The organism is Methylovorus menthalis, assembly GCF_020523625.1.
Taxonomy (GTDB): domain Bacteria; phylum Pseudomonadota; class Gammaproteobacteria; order Burkholderiales; family Methylophilaceae; genus Methylovorus; species Methylovorus menthalis.
Genome location: NZ_JAJAQH010000001.1, coordinates 433,725 through 453,446, shown reverse-complemented (window position 1 = coordinate 453,446; position 19,722 = coordinate 433,725). Strand labels below are relative to the sequence as shown.

Below are 19,722 nucleotides of genomic sequence, written 5' to 3'. Positions count from 1 at the left end.
CACGGTAGCTATTTTCCGTATTCCACATTCAAAAATCCCATCCTGTATCAAAGCCAAGAGTCCTAGCTTGGCTTTGATTTCCCCGTATTGCTCCTGCGCTTCATCTATCAATCTCGGTCTTTCATAAACCCGACGGCACGCGGATTGCTTGTTGAATAAGATATGCTCGACTTTAAACGATGCATTTTCATTCAGAAGTCGTCCATTATTGGCAAACGTATTGCCAAGCGTCCTACAGCAGAATAGGCTTTGTATCGCCATCTTAAGGATCAGGCATGGATTCACCCCGGTGATTGCCGTTTGCCAGGGCTGAGTGCAGGAATATCTTGTCATTGGGATTGGCCCAATAAAGAGTGCTAGCGCAAGCGCCAGCAGAACGAAAAATCAGGGCAAGTGGCGCACTAAACATGAGCAGGCTTGATATACATACTGATACAGGGGACGCGATGGATATTCCCGCCATATTGAGCTTTGCCCTCAATAAGGTGACGGAATCCATTTTCCTGATTGATCCTTCTTCCCGTATTCGCTACGTCAATCAAGAATGTTGCCGTACGCTGGGCTACAATGAGCAGGAGCTCCTGGGCATGCGGGTGGCCGATATTGACCCCAGTATGGATCAAGCCAGCTGGGACCAACACTGGCATAAGCTCACCGCTGAAATCTCACTGACCTTCGAAAGCCGGCACCGCACCCATCAAGGCAAGATCTTGCCTGTCGAAATCAATGCCAATTATGTTGAATATGCAGGCACCGCCTACAACCTGGCGCTGGTGCGGGATATTTCAACGCGCAAACATTTGCAGGATCAGCTAGAGGCCAGTGAAGCGAAGTTTCGCGATCTGGTCGAGCATGCACCGGATATCTTCATTAGATACGATCGTGATTGCCGCCGCATTTTTATCAGTCAAGCTTATGAAACGGTATATGGAATACCTTTAGAAAATGCCTTAGGCAAAAAGCCGACAGAAATATGGGGCAAGGCGTGGATGACGCCGGAAGATTACGAACATCAGTTGCAGCAGATCATGCGATCGCGCAAACCTGGCAATATTGAACTGCAGTGGGTGACGGAAGATGGCCAGTATGTGTGCAAGTCTCTGCAGGTGGCACCGGAGTTTGATAGCAAAGGTGATGTGGTCAGCGTGCTCAGCATTACCCGCGATATTTCCCAGCGTCGGGCCGCCGAGAATGCATTGCGCTTGCGGGATGAATACCAGCGTGTACTCATCGACAATTTCCCCTTCATGGTCTGGCTGAAAGACCGGCAAAGCCATTTGCTAGCAGCCAATACCGCCTATGCAGACTGGGCGCAAGCCGCTTCCACGCGCGATGTGGATGGCAAAACAGACTTTGATCTCTTCCCTGAAGAAATTGCAAAAGCGCATATTGCCAGTGATCAGGTCGTGCTGGAAAGCGGCAAGCCTTGGCATGCGGTAGACCAAGTGGCGGACAAGCATGGCCGCCAGCGCTGGATGGAAATCTACAAATCGCCCGTGCGCGTGAATGATGAGCTGAAGGGGATTGTAGGCTATGCCCGTGACGTTACCGAAGCCAAGCTCAACGAGCTTGAAATCGTGCATCGCGAAATTGAGTTACGCACCCTGATTGATAATACCCCCGACGCCATTACCCGGTTTGATCTCCAGGCCAAGCGCATCTTCGTCAATAATCGCAAGTTGGAAAAGTTGGGTGTAGAGCGCAACGTCGTGCTTGGGAAAAAGCCATCCGAATTCCCCGGCGGCAAGGTATTTTCTCAATACGAGCAAAAAATTCTTGAAGTTATCGCTACCGGGCAGCCGGGATTCATGGAAATGTCGGGCAATACTCCTGAAGGCGACACCTGGCACTCACATATCCGCATCGTACCCGAGCTGGATGAACAGGGTCGGGTACAGCACATTCTGGCTGTCGAACGCGATATTACCGAACTGGTCGCCTATCGCGAGCGCGTCTATTATCTTGCCTACTATGATTCATTGACCAATCTTCCCAACCGTACCTTGTTTAATGACCGTATCAGCCAAGTGCTGATGGAGGCGCAGTGGAGCAAGCAGAAGTTTGGCGTGATGGTGCTGGATCTTGATCATTTCAAGAGCATCAACGATAGCCTGGGGCATCTGGTAGGCGATGAGCTGTTGTGTGCCACGGCGGATCGCCTGCAGATGGCAATCCGCACGTATGACACCGTTGCCCGCATGGGAGGCGACGAGTTTGCCATTCTGTTGCCGGATATCCGCAAGCCGGACGATCTGGCGACGATTGCCAGCAAGATCGTGCAGGTAATTGCGCAGCCTTTCCATATTCAGGGCAAGGAGCTGTTTATCTCAACCAGCGTCGGCATTGCTACCTACCCGCTTGATGGTGAAGACCAGGAAGCATTGTACAAATGCGCCGACGCGGCCATGTACCATGCCAAGAGCATGGGGCGCAGCAACTATCAGTTTTACAGCCATGATCTGGGCTCAAAGGCATCGGAATATATTGCGATTGGGTCCTCCTTGCGGCAGGCATTGCGAAATAACGAGTTTGTGCTGAATTTTCAGCCACAGATTGATCTCTTTACCGGCAAGTTGTTGGGCGCGGAGGCCTTGCTACGCTGGAACCATCCCAAACGGGGCATGTTGCAACCGGCGGACTTTATTGGCGTGGCAGAAGAAAGCGGTTTGATCGTCGAAATTGGCGAATGGGTGCTGGAAAACGCATTTAAAGCCATCGTCGAGTTGAATCGGGCACGTGAGGTTAAACTCACCATCGCCATCAATCTTTCCGCCCGTCAGTTCCTCTATAACGACTTGCTGGCCGCCGTTAGCCGCTTATTGGAGCAAACAGGCTGTCTACCGGTATGGGTAAAGCTGGAAATACGCGAAAGCCTGCTGCTGGAGGAAAATCACGAAGTCATGGCCGTGCTGAATGCCTTCAAGGCCATGGGCATTACCATCGCCATTGATGATTTCTGCACGGGCTATTCGGCGCTCAGCTATCTGGGGCAGTTCCCGGTACGCCAGGTCAAGATTGACCGCTTGTTCATGCAAGATGTCGTGCAGCAGCAAGATAGGGCCGAGCTGGTGAATGCCATCATCCGTATTGCCCAGGCGTTGCATCTGGAACTGGTGGCAGAAGGCGTGGAAAGCGCCAGCCAGCTAGCATTTTTGCGTGAGAAGGGCTGTACCATGGCACAGGGGTTCTTCCTCGGTAAACCCATGCTGCTGGAAGAGTTGGAACAGCTTAATCCCGACGTACTAAGCATTGCCTGATTATTTGATTCGCACGACGCAGAAAGGCGCGGCCCTCGCGGTATTACTCTACTTCGATACGCGCCTTGTGCGGGGCTCGTCGCATCAAGCCATCCCATAGCCAGCACGGCAATATTCTCAGCAAGCGGGCCACCCAGCCCATCTGCCAGGGAATCACCACAAAGCGCTTTCTGGCAGCAATCGCCTGCGCGAATTTGCTGGCGGCCACGTCCACATCCATCAAAAACGGCATGGTATAGGTATTTACATCGGTCATGGGCGTGCGGATATAACCAGGGGCAATGGTGGTGACGGCAATGCCATGCGGCAGCATCTCGATACGCAGGCTTTCCAGATAAGCAATCGCCGCGGCCTTGGAGGCACTGTAAGCACCTGCGCCGGGTAGGCCGCGTATTCCGGCCACACTGGCGATACCTACCAGCTGGCCCTGCCCAGCTTGCTGCATGGCACCGATAAATGGCTGAAAGGTATGTACCAGGCCCTGCACATTAATCGCCATGACTGCAGCAAACGCCGTGCGGTCTTCTTTGATGGCAGTCAGCGTACCCCGGCTGACGCCGGCATTGCCAATCACAATATCGGGTACCCCGTGCTTGCTCATGAAGTCTGCAGCAGCGTGTGCCAGGGCGTCGGCATCGCGCACATCCAGCGTATAGGTTTCACAAGCCCCGGCGTATTGCTGACGGAAAGCAAGTAAAGGCTCGGTGCGACGTGCAGCCAGGCCCAATGTGGCCCCCAGCCCTGCATAATGCTGTGCCAGTGCCATGCCTATACCGCTTGAAGCGCCGGTAATGAAGACTTTTAATGTATCAGCCCGCCGGGCGGGAGCCGTGGCGGGCTGTGAAAAAGGCGTGAAACTCACGGGTTTGATTACTTGCCGCCGCGTTCCTGCTTGGCCTTGGCGATCAGGAAATCAGCGACTTTCAGTGCCTGGTCATTGCCACCGGCCATGCTGCTGGAAGTAATGTATTTGCCATCCACAATCAGGGTGGGAACGCCAGTTGCGCCAGAAGCGCGGAACACCTGGATAGCACGCATGATTTTGGTATTGCTGGAGAAGGAGTTATAGGCTTCTTCTACTTTTTTGCGATCCAGGCCGCTTTGCTTGACCAGCCAGTCTACGAAGGCTTTTTCGTCGTCAGGACGGAAAGCATGCTGCTTGTGGATGGCTTCGAACAAAGGACCATGCAATTTTTCCAGCACGCCCAGGGATTCCATGGCGTAATAGGCTTTGGCCATCGGTGCCCAGTCAGGACGTGGCACGCCAGGGATACGCTTGAACACCACATCGGCTGGCAGTTTCTTTACCCAGGCGTTGATGGCAGGTTCCATCTGATAGCAATGCGGGCAGCCATACCAGAACAACTCAATAACCTCGAGCTTGCCATTGCTATCGCTGGGGATGCTTTGCACGGTCAGGTTGTAATCGGTGCCCGCTTGCGGGTCTGCCGCCATGACATGGGTGGAAACCAGGAGCAGCAAAGCCGCCAGGAATTTTTTCATGATTCGAATCCTTGTTGATGTAAGTTGTAATCGACTAACGCATTAAGCTGGTTGCGGCTGACAGGCTTTATCCAGGCGTACTGCTATTCACTTTGATCAGGTCAACCTTAAATCCGTTCTGTACCAGCTCTTCACGGGATTTATTTATTTGGTCGACATTGGCAAATGGGCCGACCCGCACGCGATGCCATACCCCTTTGTTAGGAATGGTCGCGGTTTGCACGATGGCTTCCAGCCCCAGCAGTGCCAGCTTTGCCTTCATATTGTCGGCTTCCTGCTCAGTCTGAAAAGCGCCCACTTGCAGGAAGTAGCTTTCCTGCACTTTGGCAGCTTCTGGTGCGGCCTGTTTCTGCTTGATCTCTTGTTCCGTTACCTGGGTTTCGCTGCCAGGCAGTATGGTGTAGAAATCAAAGCGTGGCTTTTCCGGGGTATCGGCATTCTTTTCAGCCTTGGGCAAGGCGCTGGTATCTGCCTTGGCTGTTTCCTCTGGCGCTTTTTCTGGAGCACGGCTGACAAACGGGCTGTCACTGCCTTTCACCATGATCGCCACCGCAACCGACAGGCCAACGCCCAGAACCAGTCCAACCAGCAGGCCGGAAAAGAACGGGCTGCCTTTGGATTTGCTGCCGCTCTTGCTGGATGAGGCGCTACGGGGTTTGTAATCTCTGCTCACAATATCTCCTTGCTTACTTTCCTATATGGCCTACATTTTTTCCGGGGCGCTGACGCCCAGGAGATCAAGGCCATTTTTTAATACCTGGCGTGTAGCGCTGATCAAGGCCATGCGGGCCAGCTTGAGTGCGCTATCTTCTACCAGGAATTGCTGTGCGTTGTAATAGCTGTGCAGGTCGCTCGCCAGCTCTTTCAGGTAATTGGCGATCATATGCGGTGCCAGTTCATCGGCTGCATTTTTTACGACATCGGTGAACTCATCCAGACGCTGCAGCAATGCTGCCTCGTGGGGTGCATCCAGACGGCTGAGATCAGCGCTGACCAGCGTGCTTTGATCGCCACCCCATTGCCCCAGCACGCTGCAGATACGGGCATGCGCATACTGGATGTAATACACCGGGTTGTCATTGGTTTGTGCACGCGCCAGGTCAATGTCGAATACCAGTTGCGAATCGGCACGGCGTGCGGCCAGGAAATAGCGCGTGGCATCGCAGCCCACTTCTTCGATGAGGTCGCGCAGCGTGACGTAGCTGCCCGCACGCTTGGAGAGTTTCACCTCCTCGCCACCGCGCATCACGGTCACCATCTGGTGCAATACATAATCTGGCCAGCCTTGCGGAATGCCGATATCAATTGCCTGCAAACCTGCGCGTACGCGGGTAATGGTGCTGTGGTGGTCGGCACCCTGCTCGTTGATCACGCGTTCAAAACCACGTTTCCATTTTTCCACGTGGTAGGCCACATCAGGCACAAAATAGGTATAACCGCCTTCACGCTTGCGCATCACACGGTCTTTGTCATCGCCAAAGTCGGTGGTCTTGAGCCAGAGGGCGTCGTCCTGCTCATAGGTATGGCCACTATTGATCAGGGCTTGTACCGTACTTTCCACCTTGCCTTCGGTGTAGAGGCCGGACTCCAGTGAGAACACATCAAACTTGATCTGGAATGCCTGCAGATCAAGATCCTGCTCATGCCGCAGGTAAGCTACGGCAAAGCGGCGTATGGATTCCAGATCGTTCACGTCACCGCTGGCGGTCACCTGCTGGTCATCTGCCACGATGGTTTCGCCTGCCAGGTAAGCCTTGGCAATATCGATGATGTATTCGCCGCGATAGCCTTCTTCAGGAAAGGTCGGGTGCTCGGGGGTAAGCCCTTGCGCACGTGCATGGACAGACTTGGTGAGATTGTCGATCTGGGCGCCAGCGTCGTTGTAATAGAACTCGCGCGTGACGTCCCAGCCATTGGCTGCCAGCAGCCGTGCCAGACAGTCGCCGACTGCAGCCCCCCGGCCGTGGCCGACGTGCAAGGGTCCGGTGGGGTTGGCGGAGACAAACTCCACTTGTACCTTGCGGCGCTGACCAGCGCTATTGTGGCCAAAACGGTCACCCTGCTCGCGTATCTGCGCAATCACGCCATGGCGTGCCTGGCCATTGAGGAAGAAATTGATAAAGCCAGCACCGGCGATTTCCACCTTGGCAACATAGTCGGAAGCTGGAAGTGCCTTGATCAGGCTCTCAGCAATGGCACGTGGGTTCTGGCGCAAGGGTTTGGCCAGCATCATGGCCAGATTGGTGGCAAAATCGCCGTGGTCGGCAGATTTCGGGCGTTCCAGCAGAATCGAAAAACTTGCGCTATCGACCCCCAGGCTTTTTGCGGCCTGGGTCAGTAATTCGGTAAGATGTGCTTTCAAGAGAGTGAAGTCTATACAATATGACGAAAGTCGCTATTCTAACCCATTGACCAACAACGCTCACCACCCGATTCAATATCTGTTTCAATGATCATTACCCCACCTCCCATGGGCATCCTGCAAGTCGCACTGGATGTGCCTATCGACAGCCTGTTTGATTACCTAGATGGCGGCTTTGATGTCGCGGTGGGGCAGCGCGTGGTCGTGCCTTTTGGTCGTCGGCGGCAAATCGGCATTGTGGTCGGCAAGAGTGCGGTCAGCGAGGTGCCCTCTGCCAAACTGAAGGCGATCGAAACGGCGTTTGTCGATGAACCCCCGCTGGATTCGGATACCTTTGCCCTGTTGCGCTTTTGTGCGGACTATTACCAATACCCGCTGGGGCAAGCCCTCCTCGCCAGTTTGCCTGGGCGTTTACGCCAGACCGAGCCTGCGGTGTCGCGCAAGCAGTATGCTTTCCGGCTTTCCCCTGAGGGTCTTGCGGCCGAAATTGAACAACTACCCCGCCGCAAGCTTATCCAGCGCAAGCTATATGCAGCCTTGCGTGAGCATGGCGTTCTGCATGAAAGCGCGTTACCCGAGATTTCTTCCGGTTGGCGTGGGGCCATGCAGGGCTTGCAGGAGTCTGGCTGGGTAGAGGCGGATGAGGTGCTGGCGGGATTGTCGGCCTCAGTGTCAGCAGCCGTACCGCCGCCGCCGTTGAACGAAGACCAGACGGCTGCCTTGCAGCGCATGCAGGCCAGCGAAGGGTTCAAGGCATGGCTGCTGCATGGGATTACCGGCAGTGGCAAAACCGAGGTTTACATGCAGTGGCTGCAACTTATGCTGGCGGACAATGATGGTCAGGCGCTGGTGCTGGTGCCTGAAATCAATCTGACCCCGCAGCTGGAAGCGCGATTTCGCAGCCGTTTGCCGCATCTGCCCATGGTGGCATTGCATAGCAATCTGGGCGAGGCCGAGCGCTTGCAGAACTGGCGTCTGGCCCAGTCAGGTATTGCCCGTATTGTGGTGGGCACCCGCCTGTCGGTATTTACTCCCCTGCCCAGGCTGCGGCTGGTGATTGTGGATGAAGAGCACGATGGCTCTTACAAGCAGCAGGATAGCATGCGCTACCATGCCCGTGATGTGGCCATGGTGCGGGCGCAACGGGCGAAAGTGCCCATCGTGCTGGGGTCGGCAACGCCATCCCTGGAAACCTGGCACAACGCGCAAACCGGCAAATATGGCTTGCTGACGCTGCAAAACCGGGCTGTCGCCAAATCGCAGTTGCCCCGTATCGGTTGCATCGATACCAATCGCGTTGAATTGCAGGATGGGTTATCGCCCGCTCTGATCGAAGCGCTGCGCCAACGCTTGCAGCGCAAGGAGCAAAGCCTGCTGTTCATCAATCGGCGTGGCTACTCGCCAGTGTTGTTGTGCAATGCCTGCCACTGGATTGCTTCATGCACCCGCTGTAGCAGCCGGCTGGTGGTGCATCTGCGGCAGAGCCGCTTGCGATGCCATCACTGCGGACATGAGCAGAAGATCGTGCGGCAGTGCCCAAGCTGTGGCAATGCCGATTTGCACCCTACCGGCCATGGTACGCAGCGTCTGGAAGAAACCCTGGCGCGCCTGTTCCCCACGGCACGCATTCAACGCGTGGACCGTGATAGCACGCGGCGCAAGGAAGCCCTGGCAGATATCCTGCAGGCGGTGCATGCCGATGAGATTGATATCCTGGTGGGCACGCAGATGCTGGCCAAAGGCCATGACTTTCCCAATCTGACGCTGGTGGGGGTGGTCGATACCGATAGTGCGCTATTCAGCCCGGACTTTCGGGCGGCTGAACGCCTTTTTGCCCAATTGATGCAGGTGTCTGGCCGGGCGGGTCGGGCTGACAAGCCAGGTGAAGTGCTGATACAGACCTCCTTCCCCGAGCACAATCTGTTCAATGCCCTGCGTAAGCATGATTATGTGGCATACGCAGATTCACAGCTGCAGGAACGGCAGCTGGCGCAATTTCCGCCCTATGCTTTTCTAGCCCTGCTGCGTGCTGAGGCCAATCAGTATTCACTAGTGCAGGATTTTCTGAATGATGCATTGGTATTGGCAAGGCAGCTGAGTGAGCATGTGCTTACGTATGATCCCGTGCGGCCCCAGATGGAGAAGTTGAAGGGTATGGAGCGGGCTTACTTGCTGATGCAAGGCGAAAGCCGTTTGCAGATTCAGCAATTATTGCGACAGCTGGTACCGCAATTGCGCGCCCATCCATTAGCCAGCAAGCTGCGCTGGACGGTCGATGTAGATCCCCTGGAGTTTTAGCGTTTGTCTGTCGCGGAAACACCGCGTTAGCAGAAAACCAAAGGAATCTTCGTGATTTAAACGTGGTACTGCGGACTCAAGGCTTTCACGGCCTTGATCATGGCTTCCGCATTTTCTGGCGGCGTATGCTGCGTGATGCCGTGGCCGAGGTTGAATACATGGCCGTGACCATGACCGTAACTCGCCAGTATGCTGGCGACTTCTTTTTCAATGGCTTCCGGGGTCGAGAGCAGGATAGCCGGGTCCATATTGCCTTGTAGCGCTACTTGCCCGCCTACGCGCTTTCTGGCCTCGCCAATATCTACAGTCCAGTCCAATCCCAAAGCATCAGCGCCAATGGCCGCCTGCGCTTCCAGCCACAGGGCGCCGCCTTTGGTAAACACGATGCTGGGAACAGGGGTACCGTCACGTTGCTTGATCAGCCCTGCGACGATTTTTTCCATGTAAGCCAATGAGAATTCGCGGTACGCGTTATGTGAGAGCGCGCCACCCCAGGAGTCAAAAATCATCACGGCCTGGGCGCCCGCTTCAATCTGTGCATTGAGGTACAGCGTGACGGTTTGCGCGGTGATATCCAGCAAATGATGCAGCAACGCAGGCTCTGCATACGCCATTTTCTTGATGGTGAGGAAATCCGTACCGCCTTGCCCCTCAATCATATAGGTGGCGAGCGTCCAGGGGCTGCCGGAGAAGCCGATGAGCGGTACGCGGCCATCCAGCGTTTTGCGTATCTGGCTGACAGCGTCAGTGACATAACCGAGATCGGCAGCGATGTCCGGCACATGCAGGTTGTGAATCGCAGCGGCGTCGCGCACCGGGCGTTCAAACTTCGGGCCTTCCCCTTCGACAAAATACAGCCCCAGCCCCATCGCATCGGGGACTGTCAGGATGTCGGAAAACAGGATGGCGGCATCTAGGGGGTAACGATCCAATGGCTGCATGGTGACTTCGGTGGCAAAGTCGGTGTTTTTGCACAGGCTCAGGAAGCTGCCAGCATTCTTCCGTGTGGCACGGTATTCCGGCAGATAGCGTCCGGCCTGGCGCATCATCCAGACGGGGGTGTAGTCGGTAGGCTGCCGCAGAAGTGCGCGTAAGAAGGTGTCGTTCTTGAGTGCTGTCATGGTGGGGGCTTTTCAAAAAAATGAGGGGATACCAGCGGTATCCCCTTGTGTCATGCCTGGTTAGCCTTATCTTGGCAGGGTGGATGATCCCATCAGGAACTCATCGACGGCGCGGGCGCATTGGCGTCCTTCGCGGATGGCCCATACCACCAGAGATTGACCGCGGCGCATGTCGCCAGCAGCAAATACCTTGGGGGAGGAGGTTGCGTAGCAGCCCTCACCGTCGGTGGTTGCCTTGGCATTGCCACGTGCATCCTTTTCAACGCCAAATGCGTCCAGTACCTTTTGTACCGGGCTTACAAAGCCCATGGCCAGCAGTACCAGATCAGCCTTGATGGTGAATTCAGAATCTGGAATCTCAACCATCTTGCCGTCTTTCCACTCCACGCGTGCGCCCTTGAGTGCGACCACTTTGCCATTTTCACCAATCAATTCCTTGGTGGTGATGGACCAGTCGCGATCACAGCCCTCTTCATGGGAGCTCGAAGTACGCATCTTGAGCGGCCAGTTCGGCCATACCAGATCCTTGTTTTCCTTTTCAGGCGGTTGTGGCATCAGTTCAAACTGCGTGATGGAGGCTGCACCGTGACGGTTGGAGGTACCCACGCAATCGGAGCCGGTATCACCGCCACCAATTACCACCACGTGCTTGCCAGTTGCCATGATCTGGTCGGCAACCGTGTCGCCTGCGACGACCTTGTTTTGTGGCGTCAGGAAGTCCATGGCGAAATGTACACCATCCAGCGCACGGCCAGGCACTGGCAAATCGCGAGGATATTCGGCGCCACCCGCCAGAATCACAGCATCAAATTCCTTGGTGAGCTCATCGGCGCTGACATTTTCGCCCACATGCTGGCCGGTACGGAACTCAACGCCTTCCGCGCGCATTTGTTCCATGCGGCGGTCAATATGGCTTTTTTCCATCTTGAAGTCAGGGATGCCGTAACGCAGCAAGCCACCAATGCGGCTTTCTTTTTCCAGCACGACGACGTCATGACCAACGCGAGCCAGTTGCTGTGCTGCTGCCATCCCTGCCGGGCCGGAGCCGACGATGGCAACTTTCTTGCCGGTTTTGCTGGCAGGAACCTGAGGCTTCACCCAGTCGTTTCCCCATGCCTTGTCGATGATGGCGTGTTCAATCGACTTGATGCCCACGGCATCGGCGTTGATGTTCAGCGTACAGGCCGCTTCACAGGGTGCCGGGCAGATACGACCAGTAAACTCGGGGAAGTTATTGGTTGAGTGCAGCACGTCAATCGCATTGCGCCAGTCCTGGCGATACACCAGGTCATTCCAGTCAGGAATGATATTGTTGATCGGGCAGCCGCTCATACAGAACGGAATACCGCAATCCATACAGCGAGCGCCTTGGGTCTTGGCTTGGTCATCGCTCAGGTGAAGAACGAATTCCTTGTAATTCTTGACCCGGTCATTGACTGGCAGGTTGGCCTCGGACAGACGGCCATACTCCATAAATCCTGTTACTTTGCCCATTTATGCGGCTTCCTTCTTTTCTGCAGCAGCCAGTTCATTCAGAACGCGCTTGTATTCATTTGGCAGCACCTTGATGAACTTGGCGCGTGCCTGATCCCAATCCGCCAGTATTGCCTTGGCGCGGCTGCTACCGGTGTATTCAACGTGCTTTTCAATCAGTAACTTCAGGGTGGCTTCGTCGTGCTGACCCATGTGATGACCGGTACCAGCAGGCGCATGACCCGCGGCTTCCACAGGTTCCAGGCTGACCATGCTCATATTGCAGCGCTTGGCGAACATGCCATCGATGTCGTACACATAAGCCACGCCACCCGACATACCAGCCGCAAAGTTGAGGCCAGTCTGCCCCAGCACTACTACCGTGCCGCCCGTCATGTATTCACAGCCATGGTTGCCTACGCCTTCAACCACAGCGGTAGCACCCGAGTTACGTACACAGAAGCGCTCGCCAGCCACGCCATTGAAATAGCTCTGGCCCGAAGTGGCGCCATACATCACGGTATTACCTGCAATGATGTTGTCTTCCGCCACGCCACGGAAAGCCTTGGGCGGCTTGATCACAATGCGGCCGCCACAAAGGCCCTTGCCCACGTAATCGTTGCCTTCACCAGTCAGCTCGAAGGTGATGCCTTGCGTCAGGAAGGCAGCAAAACTCTGCCCTGCAGTACCGCTCAACTTCACGGTAATGGTGTCATCAGGCAAACCGGTACGGCCATAACGGCGAGCAATCTCATGCGAAAGCATGGTACCCACGGTACGGTTGGTGTTGACGATAGGCGTTTCGATAACGGTCTTCTCGCCTTTTTCCAGGCCATTGGCTGCCTGGGCAATAAGTTTGTTATCCAGCGCTTTTACCAGACCGTGGTCTTGCGACTCATTATTGCGACGCGAGACGGTTTCATCGACCTTGGGCTGATGGAATACCTTGGTGAAATCCAGGCCACTGGCTTTCCAGTGGTCAATACTGGCTTGCATGTCGAGCAGATCGGCGCGGCCGATCAGGTCTTCAAACTTGCGGATACCCATGCCTGCCATCAGTTCGCGCACTTCTTCAGCAACAAAGAAGAAGTAGTTCACGACATGCTCTGGCTGGCCGGTGAATTTCTGACGCAGCACTGGATCCTGAGTGGCAACGCCAACCGGGCAGGTATTCAGATGACACTTGCGCATCATGATGCAGCCCTCAACCACCAGCGGCGCCGTGGCAAAGCCGAACTCATCGGCACCCAGCAGCGCACCAATCATGACGTCACGACCGGTTTTCATCTGGCCATCCACCTGAACAACCACACGACCACGCAACTGGTTCAGCACCAGGGTTTGCTGTGTTTCGGCCAGGCCCAATTCCCATGGCGTGCCGGCATGTTTGATGGAAGAAATCGGCGATGCGCCGGTACCACCGTCATGACCTGCGACCACGATATGGTCAGATTTTGCCTTTGCTACACCGGCGGCAACGGTGCCGATACCGGTTTCCGATACCAGTTTGACCGATACCGAAGCCTTGGGATTGGCGTTCTTGAGGTCATGGATCAGTTGAGCCAGATCTTCAATCGAGTAAATGTCATGGTGCGGAGGTGGCGAAATCAGACCCACACCCGGCACCGAGAAGCGCAACTGGGCGATATAGGAGCTCACCTTGTGGCCTGGCAACTGACCGCCTTCACCTGGCTTGGCACCTTGCGCCATCTTGATTTGAATCTGGTCGGCATTCGCCAGGTATTCAGCGGTAACACCGAAACGACCAGACGCCACCTGCTTGATGCTGGAGCGTAGGGAGTCACCTGCCAGCATGGGCACGTCTTTCTCAATGCGATCCTTGCCCAGCACTTCTGCCAGCGAGCTGGCCTTGGCCACCGGGATGAAACGCTTGGGATCTTCACCACCTTCGCCGGTGTTGGAACGGCCGCCAATACGGTTCATGGCGATAGCCAGCGTGGCATGGGCCTCGGTGGAGATGGAGCCCAGCGACATGGCGCCAGTGGCAAAGCGCTTGACGATTTCCTTGGCGGGTTCCACTTCTTCCAGCGGCACAGGTGCGCCGGCTGACTTGATGTCGAACAGGCCGCGCAGCGTCATGTGACGGCGGGTCTGGTCGTTGATCAGCTTGGCGTATTCCTTGTAAGTGCTGGCACTATTGGTGCGGGTGGCATGTTGCAGCTTGGCAATGGAATCAGGCGTCCACATATGCTCTTCACCGCGTACACGGAAGGCATACTCGCCGCCCGCTTCCAGCGCATTGCTCAGAACCGGATCGCTACCAAAGGCTGATTGATGCTGGCGCAGGCTTTCTTCTGCCACTTCATTCAGGCCTATGCCTTCAATGGTGGTGGCCGTGCCAGTAAAGTACTTGGCGATGAATGGGCTATTGAGGCCGATCGCTTCGAAAATCTGCGCGCCACAGTAGGATTGGTAAGTGGAAATGCCCATCTTGGACATGACCTTGTGCAGGCCCTTGCCAATCGCCTTGACGAATTTCTTGTGACCTTCCTTGATGTCAGCGGCCTTGCCTTCGGTGCTCATCATGTTGCTGATGGTTTCAAAAGCAAGCCATGGACAGATCGCTTCGGCGCCATAACCGCCCAGCAGCGCGAAATGATGCACTTCGCGGGCGGAGCCAGTGTCGATGACCAGGCCGGTATTGGTGCGCAAACCAGCGCGTACCAAAGACTGGTGCGTCGCGGAACAGGCCAGCAAGGCCGGAATGGCGATACGGTCAGGACTTACCTGACGGTCAGACAGGATCAGCAGGTTGAAGCCATTGTGCACCGCATCAGCCGCGGCTTTGCACAGGGATTCAATCGCGGCAGCCATGCCTTGTTTGCCTTGTGCGGCGGCATAGGTGATGTCCAGTGTCAGCGTGCGGTAACGGCCCTGGGTCAGGCTGTCGATGGCTTTCAGCTGCTCGAGCTCGTCCAGCGTCAATACCGGCTGGCTGGCTTCAAGGCGAATAGGCGGATTGGTTTCATCAATGCCCAAGAGGTTAGGCTTGGGGCCAATGAAGGTCACCAGCGACATGACCAGCTCTTCGCGGATCGGGTCGATAGGCGGATTCGTGACCTGCGCAAACAGCTGCTTGAAGTAGGTATACAGCGGCTTGGGCTTGTTGGACAGCACCGGCAGGGCGCTGTCGTTACCCATGGAGCCCGCACCCTCTTCACCATTGGTGATCATGGGTTGCAATACAAACTTGAGATCTTCCTGCGTGTAGCCGAAGGCTTGTTGCAGGTCGAGCAGGTTAGCATTCAGCTCCAGCTTGGTTTCAACCTTGGGCAGGTCGCCCAGGAAGTAACGGGACTTTTCAATCCACTCACGGTATGGCTTGGCTTGTGCCAGGCTTTGCTTGACTTCAGCGTCGTCGATGATGCGACCTTGCTCCATGTCGATCAGGAACATCTTGCCGGGTTGCAAACGCCATTTCTTGACGATTTTTTCTTCCGGGAAGGTCAGCACACCCATTTCGGATGCCAGCATGACGTGGTCATCATCAGTAATCAGATAACGTGCGGGACGCAGACCGTTACGGTCCAGCGTGGCGCCTATCATACGGCCATCGGTAAAGGCCACGGCGGCCGGGCCATCCCATGGCTCCATCAGCGCAGCGTGGTATTCGTAGAAAGCGCGGCGGTCTTCGTCCATCAGGGTGTTGCTGGACCAGGCTTCCGGAATCAGCATCATCATGGCGTGCGGTAATGAGTAACCACCGGCCACCAGTAGTTCCAGCGCATTGTCGAATGCAGCGGAGTCGGACTGGCCATCCACGATCAGCGGCCACAGTTTTTCCAGGTCTTCACCCATCAGGGCAGAGCGCATGGATTCGTGGCGGGCGGCCATCCAGTTGACGTTACCCTGCATGGTGTTGATTTCACCGTTGTGGGCAATCATGCGGAATGGGTGCGCCAGATCCCAGGCTGGGAAGGTGTTGGTCGAGAAGCGCTGGTGCACCAGTGCCAGGGCGGACACCATGGTCTCGTCCTGCAGGTCCTGGTAATAGATACCGACTTCGTTTGCCAGCAGCATGCCCTTATAAACCAGGGTGCGCGAGGACAAGGAAGGAATGTAGAACTGGTTGCCGTCTTCCAGCTTCAGGGCGCGAACGGCATGTTCAACGCGCTTGCGAATGACGAACAGCTTGCGTTCGAAGGCGTTCTGGTCGGCAGCTGCCGGGCCACGAGCAATGAATACCTGACGCATGACAGGCTCAACAGCGCGTGCTTGATCGGCAATATTGCTGTTGTCGCGGGGCACGTCGCGCCAGCCCAGCAGGGTCTGTGCTTCTTCGTGCACGATGCGGGCAATGATGGATTCACAAGCTTCGCGGCCGTTTTGCGATTGCGGCAGAAACACGATGCCACAGGCGTACTCGCCCTCGGCTGGCAGGTTGATGCTCAGCTTGGTGGCTTCCTTGCGCAGGAAGGCATCAGGCATCTGAATCAGGATGCCGGCACCATCACCCAGCTTGGGGTCATAGCCTGTCGCACCGCGGTGGGTCAGGTTAGCCAGAATCTGCAGGCCTTGCTCCACGATCTTGTGGCTCTTTTTGCCCTTGATGTGTGCGATCATGCCGACGCCACAGGCGTCGTGCTCATTGCCCGGATTGTAAAGGCCCTGCATTTCAGGGTTCGTCACTGTTGCTGTTTCATTCATTGGCGTATTCACTCGCGTTACCAAACTCATGTCTCCATCTCATCTTTCGACACTGCATCTTTAAAGGCACTTACTAGAACCGGGCGCCTTGTTCTTCCCTCATCCCGTCGCGCTAATCGAGGGAGTTCGTGGAGTTTTTTTATTGGTGCTTGCCGTCCTGCGTGGCCGAAATTATCGCTGGGCCATAAAATATTTAGCGGAACCTTCAATGTTACCGTTAAAGGGTTATAAGTTCAATCACATAGGGCTAAAAAAGCATGAAACCCCATGCAGCTAAAGTGGCTTACTTTTTCCAGCTGGCGAAAATCTTTTCTGCAGCGGCGATGCTGAGGTCAATTTCCTTGTCGCCATGCGCTGCTGATACAAAGCCCGCTTCAAACGCCGAAGGTGCCAGATAAACGCCCTCATCCAGCATGGCATGGAAGAAGCGGTTGAAGGCCTCTTTGTCAGACTGCATGACATCCGCATAACTTTGCGGAACCTCGGCGCTGAAATACAAGCCGAACATCCCGCCCACACTTTGTGCACTAAATTCAATATCGTGCGCTTTTGCCGCATTTGCAAGGCCTTGCACGAAACGCTGGGTGCTGGCCTCCAGCGCTGCATGGAAGCCAGGTGCCTGTATCAGTTTCAGCGTGGCCATGCCTGCAGCAACGGCTACTGGATTGCCAGATAAGGTGCCTGCCTGATAGACCGGGCCAACGGGCGCCAGACATTGCATGATGTCGCGCCGACCGCCGAAAGCCCCTACTGGCAGGCCACCGCCGATGACTTTGCCCAGTGTTGTCAGGTCCGGGGTAATGCCATAGCGCGCCTGTGCGCCACCCAGCGCCACCCGGAATCCGGTCATGACTTCATCAAAAATCAGCACTGCACCGTGCTGGGTGCACTGGGCACGCAACGCCTCCAGAAAACCGGCTGCCGGGGCGATCAGATTCATGTTGCCTGCGACCGGCTCTACAATCACACAAGCAATTTCGTTGCCAATCTCCGCAAACAGCTGTTCGACGGCGGCGATGTTGTTGTATTCCAATGTCAGCGTGTGGGCGGCGACTTCCGGTGGAACCCCTGCCGAACTGGGCGTGCCGAAGGTCAAGAGGCCAGAGCCCGCCTTCACCAGCAGCGCATCGGCATGGCCGTGATAGCAGCCTTCAAACTTGACGATCTTGCTACGGCCGGTGAAGCCACGCGCCAGGCGAATGGCACTCATGGTGGCTTCGGTGCCGGAGCTGACCAGCCGTAACTGTTCCATGCTAGGGACCAGCTTGCTTACCAGCTCGGCCATATCCAGCTCGCGCGCCGTCGGTGCACCAAACGACAGGCTGTCGCCCGCTGCCGTGCGCACGGCTTCGATCACCTCAGGGTGGGCGTGGCCCAGCACCATAGGCCCCCATGAGCCTACGTAATCCACATAGGCCTTGTCGTCTTCATCCCATAGCCAGGCGCCAGCGCCGCGTTTGAAAAACACCGGCGTACCACCTACCGAGCGAAACGCACGGACGGGTGAATTAACGCCGCCGGGAATGAGTTTTTGGGATTGTTCAAACAGTTGCTGGTTACGAGAAGTCATGATGAGCTCGGTCAATTGTATAGTCGTGAAAATTGTTGGGCGGTTTGCCGGATATCGTCTGCTCCCCACAGGGCGCCAATCACGGCCAGCATGTCGGCACCGGCGGCAACCGCCTGCGGTGCATTGTCCAGGGTAATGCCGCCGATGGCGACTTTGGGTACATGCAAGGCAGGATCGGTGCTGAAGAGGCTGAGCGCAGCTTCAGGCGCCTGCGGTTTGGTTTGCGAGCTGAAGCAGGCACCAAAGGCGACATAGTCTGCGCCAGCCGCCTGTGCTTTCAGGGCAAGGTCGATGCGGTTGTAGCAGGAGGCGCCCAGCAGCTTGTTGCCGATACGCTGGCGTGTGGCAGCAATATCGCCATCGGTACCGCCAATGTGCACGCCATCGGCATCCAGTGCCAGGCATAGCTTCACATGATCATTGATGATCAGCGGTACGCCATGCTGCCTGCAGATGGCGAGCAAGGCCTGCGCCTGTGCAATGCGCAGCACGTGACCGGCTTCTTTGTTGCGGTATTGCACCAGCGTTGCACCCCCGGCAATAGCCGCAGTGACCATCTCGCACAGGCGCTCCGTATCGTCCAGGTCAGGGGTAACAGCGTACAGCCCTTTAATTGGCATCATCCTCTTCATCCCGTGCCCAGAACATGCGATCAGGAATGTATTGGCCCATGCCCGGACGGAAGCCGTATTTTAGCGTTTTCCAGGTGTATTCCTGCGCTTCCAGAATGGCTTCTTCGATGGATAATCCATGGGCGATGCAGGCCGCAATGGCGGAAGTCAGGGTGCAGCCGGAGCCATGGTAGCTGCCTGGCAGGCGTTCCCAGTTATAGGCCTTGATCAGGCCGCTTTCGCCATACAGCGTATTGATGACTTCCTGTGAGCGTTCGTGGGTGCCGGTAATCAGCACATATTCGCAGCCCATGCCGAGCAGGCGGTCGGCGCTTTCATCCAGCGAGGCATGTTCGATGGCATCGGAATCATCATCGTGAAAAGCCAGGCGGCGCGCTTCCAGGCTATTCGGCGTAATCATGGTGGCCTGGGGGAACAGCAGGTCTATCATCGCAGCCTGCATTTCTTCATTTGCCAGCTCATCGCCACGGCCAGAGGACAAGACCGGGTCGATCAGCAATGGCACATCCGGGTAATCAGCCACGATTTCGGCAATGACGGCGACATTTTCCACGCTACCCAGCATGCCGATTTTAAAGGCGGAAACCTGCATGTCTTCCAGGATGGTACGCGCCTGGTCATTGACCCAGTCGGCATCAAACATCATGACATTTTCGACGCCCACGGTATCCTGTACAGTAATTGCTGTCACAACGGAAAGCGGGTGGCAGCCTATGCTGGCCAAGGTCAGCAAATCAGCCTGCAAGCCTGCACCACTGCTGGGATCGGTAGCGGCAAAGGTCATCACGGTAGGGGGCATCAGATTCATGGTGTTGGTTCCGGGTGTTGACCGTATCAA

The 19,722-nt window shown here is 56.0% G+C and carries 12 protein-coding genes; 2 read left to right on the top strand and 10 right to left on the bottom strand.

The genetic code is table 11. The annotated features are described in order from the left end of the window. The first annotated feature begins 446 nt into the window (after positions 1 to 446). Positions 447 to 3,257, top strand: a complete 2,811-nt coding sequence (locus LG204_RS02050) for an EAL domain-containing protein (protein ID WP_230335718.1) — start codon at positions 447 to 449, stop codon at positions 3,255 to 3,257. A 43-nt stretch (positions 3,258 to 3,300) separates the two neighbouring features. Here LG204_RS02050 and LG204_RS02045 read toward each other — a convergent pair whose 3' ends face one another. From LG204_RS02045 to argS, 4 genes are all read right to left on the bottom strand, one after another. Next, positions 3,301 to 4,119, bottom strand: coding sequence for an SDR family oxidoreductase (locus LG204_RS02045; RefSeq protein WP_230335717.1), 819 nt, complete (start codon positions 4,117 to 4,119; stop codon positions 3,301 to 3,303). Positions 4,120 to 4,127: 8 nt separating this feature from the next. Continuing rightward, entirely contained in the window at positions 4,128 to 4,760 is a 633-nt protein-coding gene (locus LG204_RS02040) for a thiol:disulfide interchange protein DsbA/DsbL (protein ID WP_230335716.1), read from the bottom strand. Between the two features lie 67 nt (positions 4,761 to 4,827). Next, positions 4,828 to 5,433, bottom strand: a complete 606-nt coding sequence (locus LG204_RS02035) for an SPOR domain-containing protein (protein WP_230335715.1) — start codon at positions 5,431 to 5,433, stop codon at positions 4,828 to 4,830. A 30-nt stretch (positions 5,434 to 5,463) separates the two neighbouring features. After that, entirely contained in the window at positions 5,464 to 7,122 is a 1,659-nt protein-coding gene (gene argS, locus LG204_RS02030) for an arginine--tRNA ligase (RefSeq protein ID WP_230335714.1), read from the bottom strand. 87 nt (positions 7,123 to 7,209) lie between these two features. Here argS and LG204_RS02025 point away from each other — a divergent pair, with 87 nt between their 5' ends. Further along, positions 7,210 to 9,420 (top strand): primosomal protein N', encoded by a 2,211-nt coding sequence (locus tag LG204_RS02025; protein WP_230335713.1) that lies wholly within the window; start codon positions 7,210 to 7,212, stop codon positions 9,418 to 9,420. A 56-nt stretch (positions 9,421 to 9,476) separates the two neighbouring features. Here LG204_RS02025 and hemE read toward each other — a convergent pair whose 3' ends face one another. The 6 genes from hemE to thiD form a co-directional block, all read right to left on the bottom strand. Next, positions 9,477 to 10,541, bottom strand: coding sequence for a uroporphyrinogen decarboxylase (hemE, locus tag LG204_RS02020; protein ID WP_230335712.1), 1,065 nt, complete (start codon positions 10,539 to 10,541; stop codon positions 9,477 to 9,479). A 66-nt stretch (positions 10,542 to 10,607) separates the two neighbouring features. Next, on the bottom strand, positions 10,608 to 12,035 hold the full coding sequence (locus tag LG204_RS02015) for a glutamate synthase subunit beta (protein ID WP_230335711.1): 1,428 nt from the start codon (positions 12,033 to 12,035) through the stop codon (positions 10,608 to 10,610). Next, positions 12,036 to 16,712 (bottom strand): glutamate synthase-related protein, encoded by a 4,677-nt coding sequence (locus LG204_RS02010; RefSeq protein ID WP_407664154.1) that lies wholly within the window; start codon positions 16,710 to 16,712, stop codon positions 12,036 to 12,038. It abuts the gene before it with no gap. 253 nt (positions 16,713 to 16,965) lie between these two features. Further along, positions 16,966 to 18,252 carry a glutamate-1-semialdehyde 2,1-aminomutase gene (gene hemL / locus LG204_RS02005; RefSeq protein ID WP_015831232.1) on the bottom strand — a complete coding sequence of 429 codons (1,287 nt, stop codon included), beginning with the start codon at positions 18,250 to 18,252 and terminating at the stop codon, positions 16,966 to 16,968. Between the two features lie 11 nt (positions 18,253 to 18,263). After that, the gene (gene thiE / locus LG204_RS02000) at positions 18,264 to 18,875 is read right to left on the bottom strand and encodes a thiamine phosphate synthase (RefSeq protein ID WP_230335710.1); all 612 of its coding nucleotides are present in this window, start codon (positions 18,873 to 18,875) and stop codon (positions 18,264 to 18,266) included. Further along, complete coding sequence (thiD, locus tag LG204_RS01995) at positions 18,862 to 19,692, bottom strand: bifunctional hydroxymethylpyrimidine kinase/phosphomethylpyrimidine kinase (protein ID WP_013443502.1); 831 nt, start codon at positions 19,690 to 19,692, stop codon at positions 18,862 to 18,864. The genes thiE and thiD overlap by 14 nt, the downstream gene beginning before the upstream one ends. Positions 19,693 to 19,722: the final 30 nt, after the last annotated feature.

Coding starts and splice junctions, on each gene's coding strand:
- LG204_RS02050 (WP_230335718.1), top strand. CDS start 447: ATGGATATTCCCGCCATATTGAGCTTTGCCCTCAATAAGGTGACGGAA.
- LG204_RS02040 (WP_230335716.1), bottom strand. CDS start 4,760: ATGAAAAAATTCCTGGCGGCTTTGCTGCTCCTGGTTTCCACCCATGTC.
- LG204_RS02025 (WP_230335713.1), top strand. CDS start 7,210: ATGATCATTACCCCACCTCCCATGGGCATCCTGCAAGTCGCACTGGAT.
- hemE (WP_230335712.1), bottom strand. CDS start 10,541: ATGACAGCACTCAAGAACGACACCTTCTTACGCGCACTTCTGCGGCAG.
- LG204_RS02015 (WP_230335711.1), bottom strand. CDS start 12,035: ATGGGCAAAGTAACAGGATTTATGGAGTATGGCCGTCTGTCCGAGGCC.
- LG204_RS02010 (WP_407664154.1), bottom strand. CDS start 16,712: ATGAGTTTGGTAACGCGAGTGAATACGCCAATGAATGAAACAGCAACA.
- hemL (WP_015831232.1), bottom strand. CDS start 18,252: ATGACTTCTCGTAACCAGCAACTGTTTGAACAATCCCAAAAACTCATT.
- thiE (WP_230335710.1), bottom strand. CDS start 18,875: ATGATGCCAATTAAAGGGCTGTACGCTGTTACCCCTGACCTGGACGAT.
- thiD (WP_013443502.1), bottom strand. CDS start 19,692: ATGAATCTGATGCCCCCTACCGTGATGACCTTTGCCGCTACCGATCCC.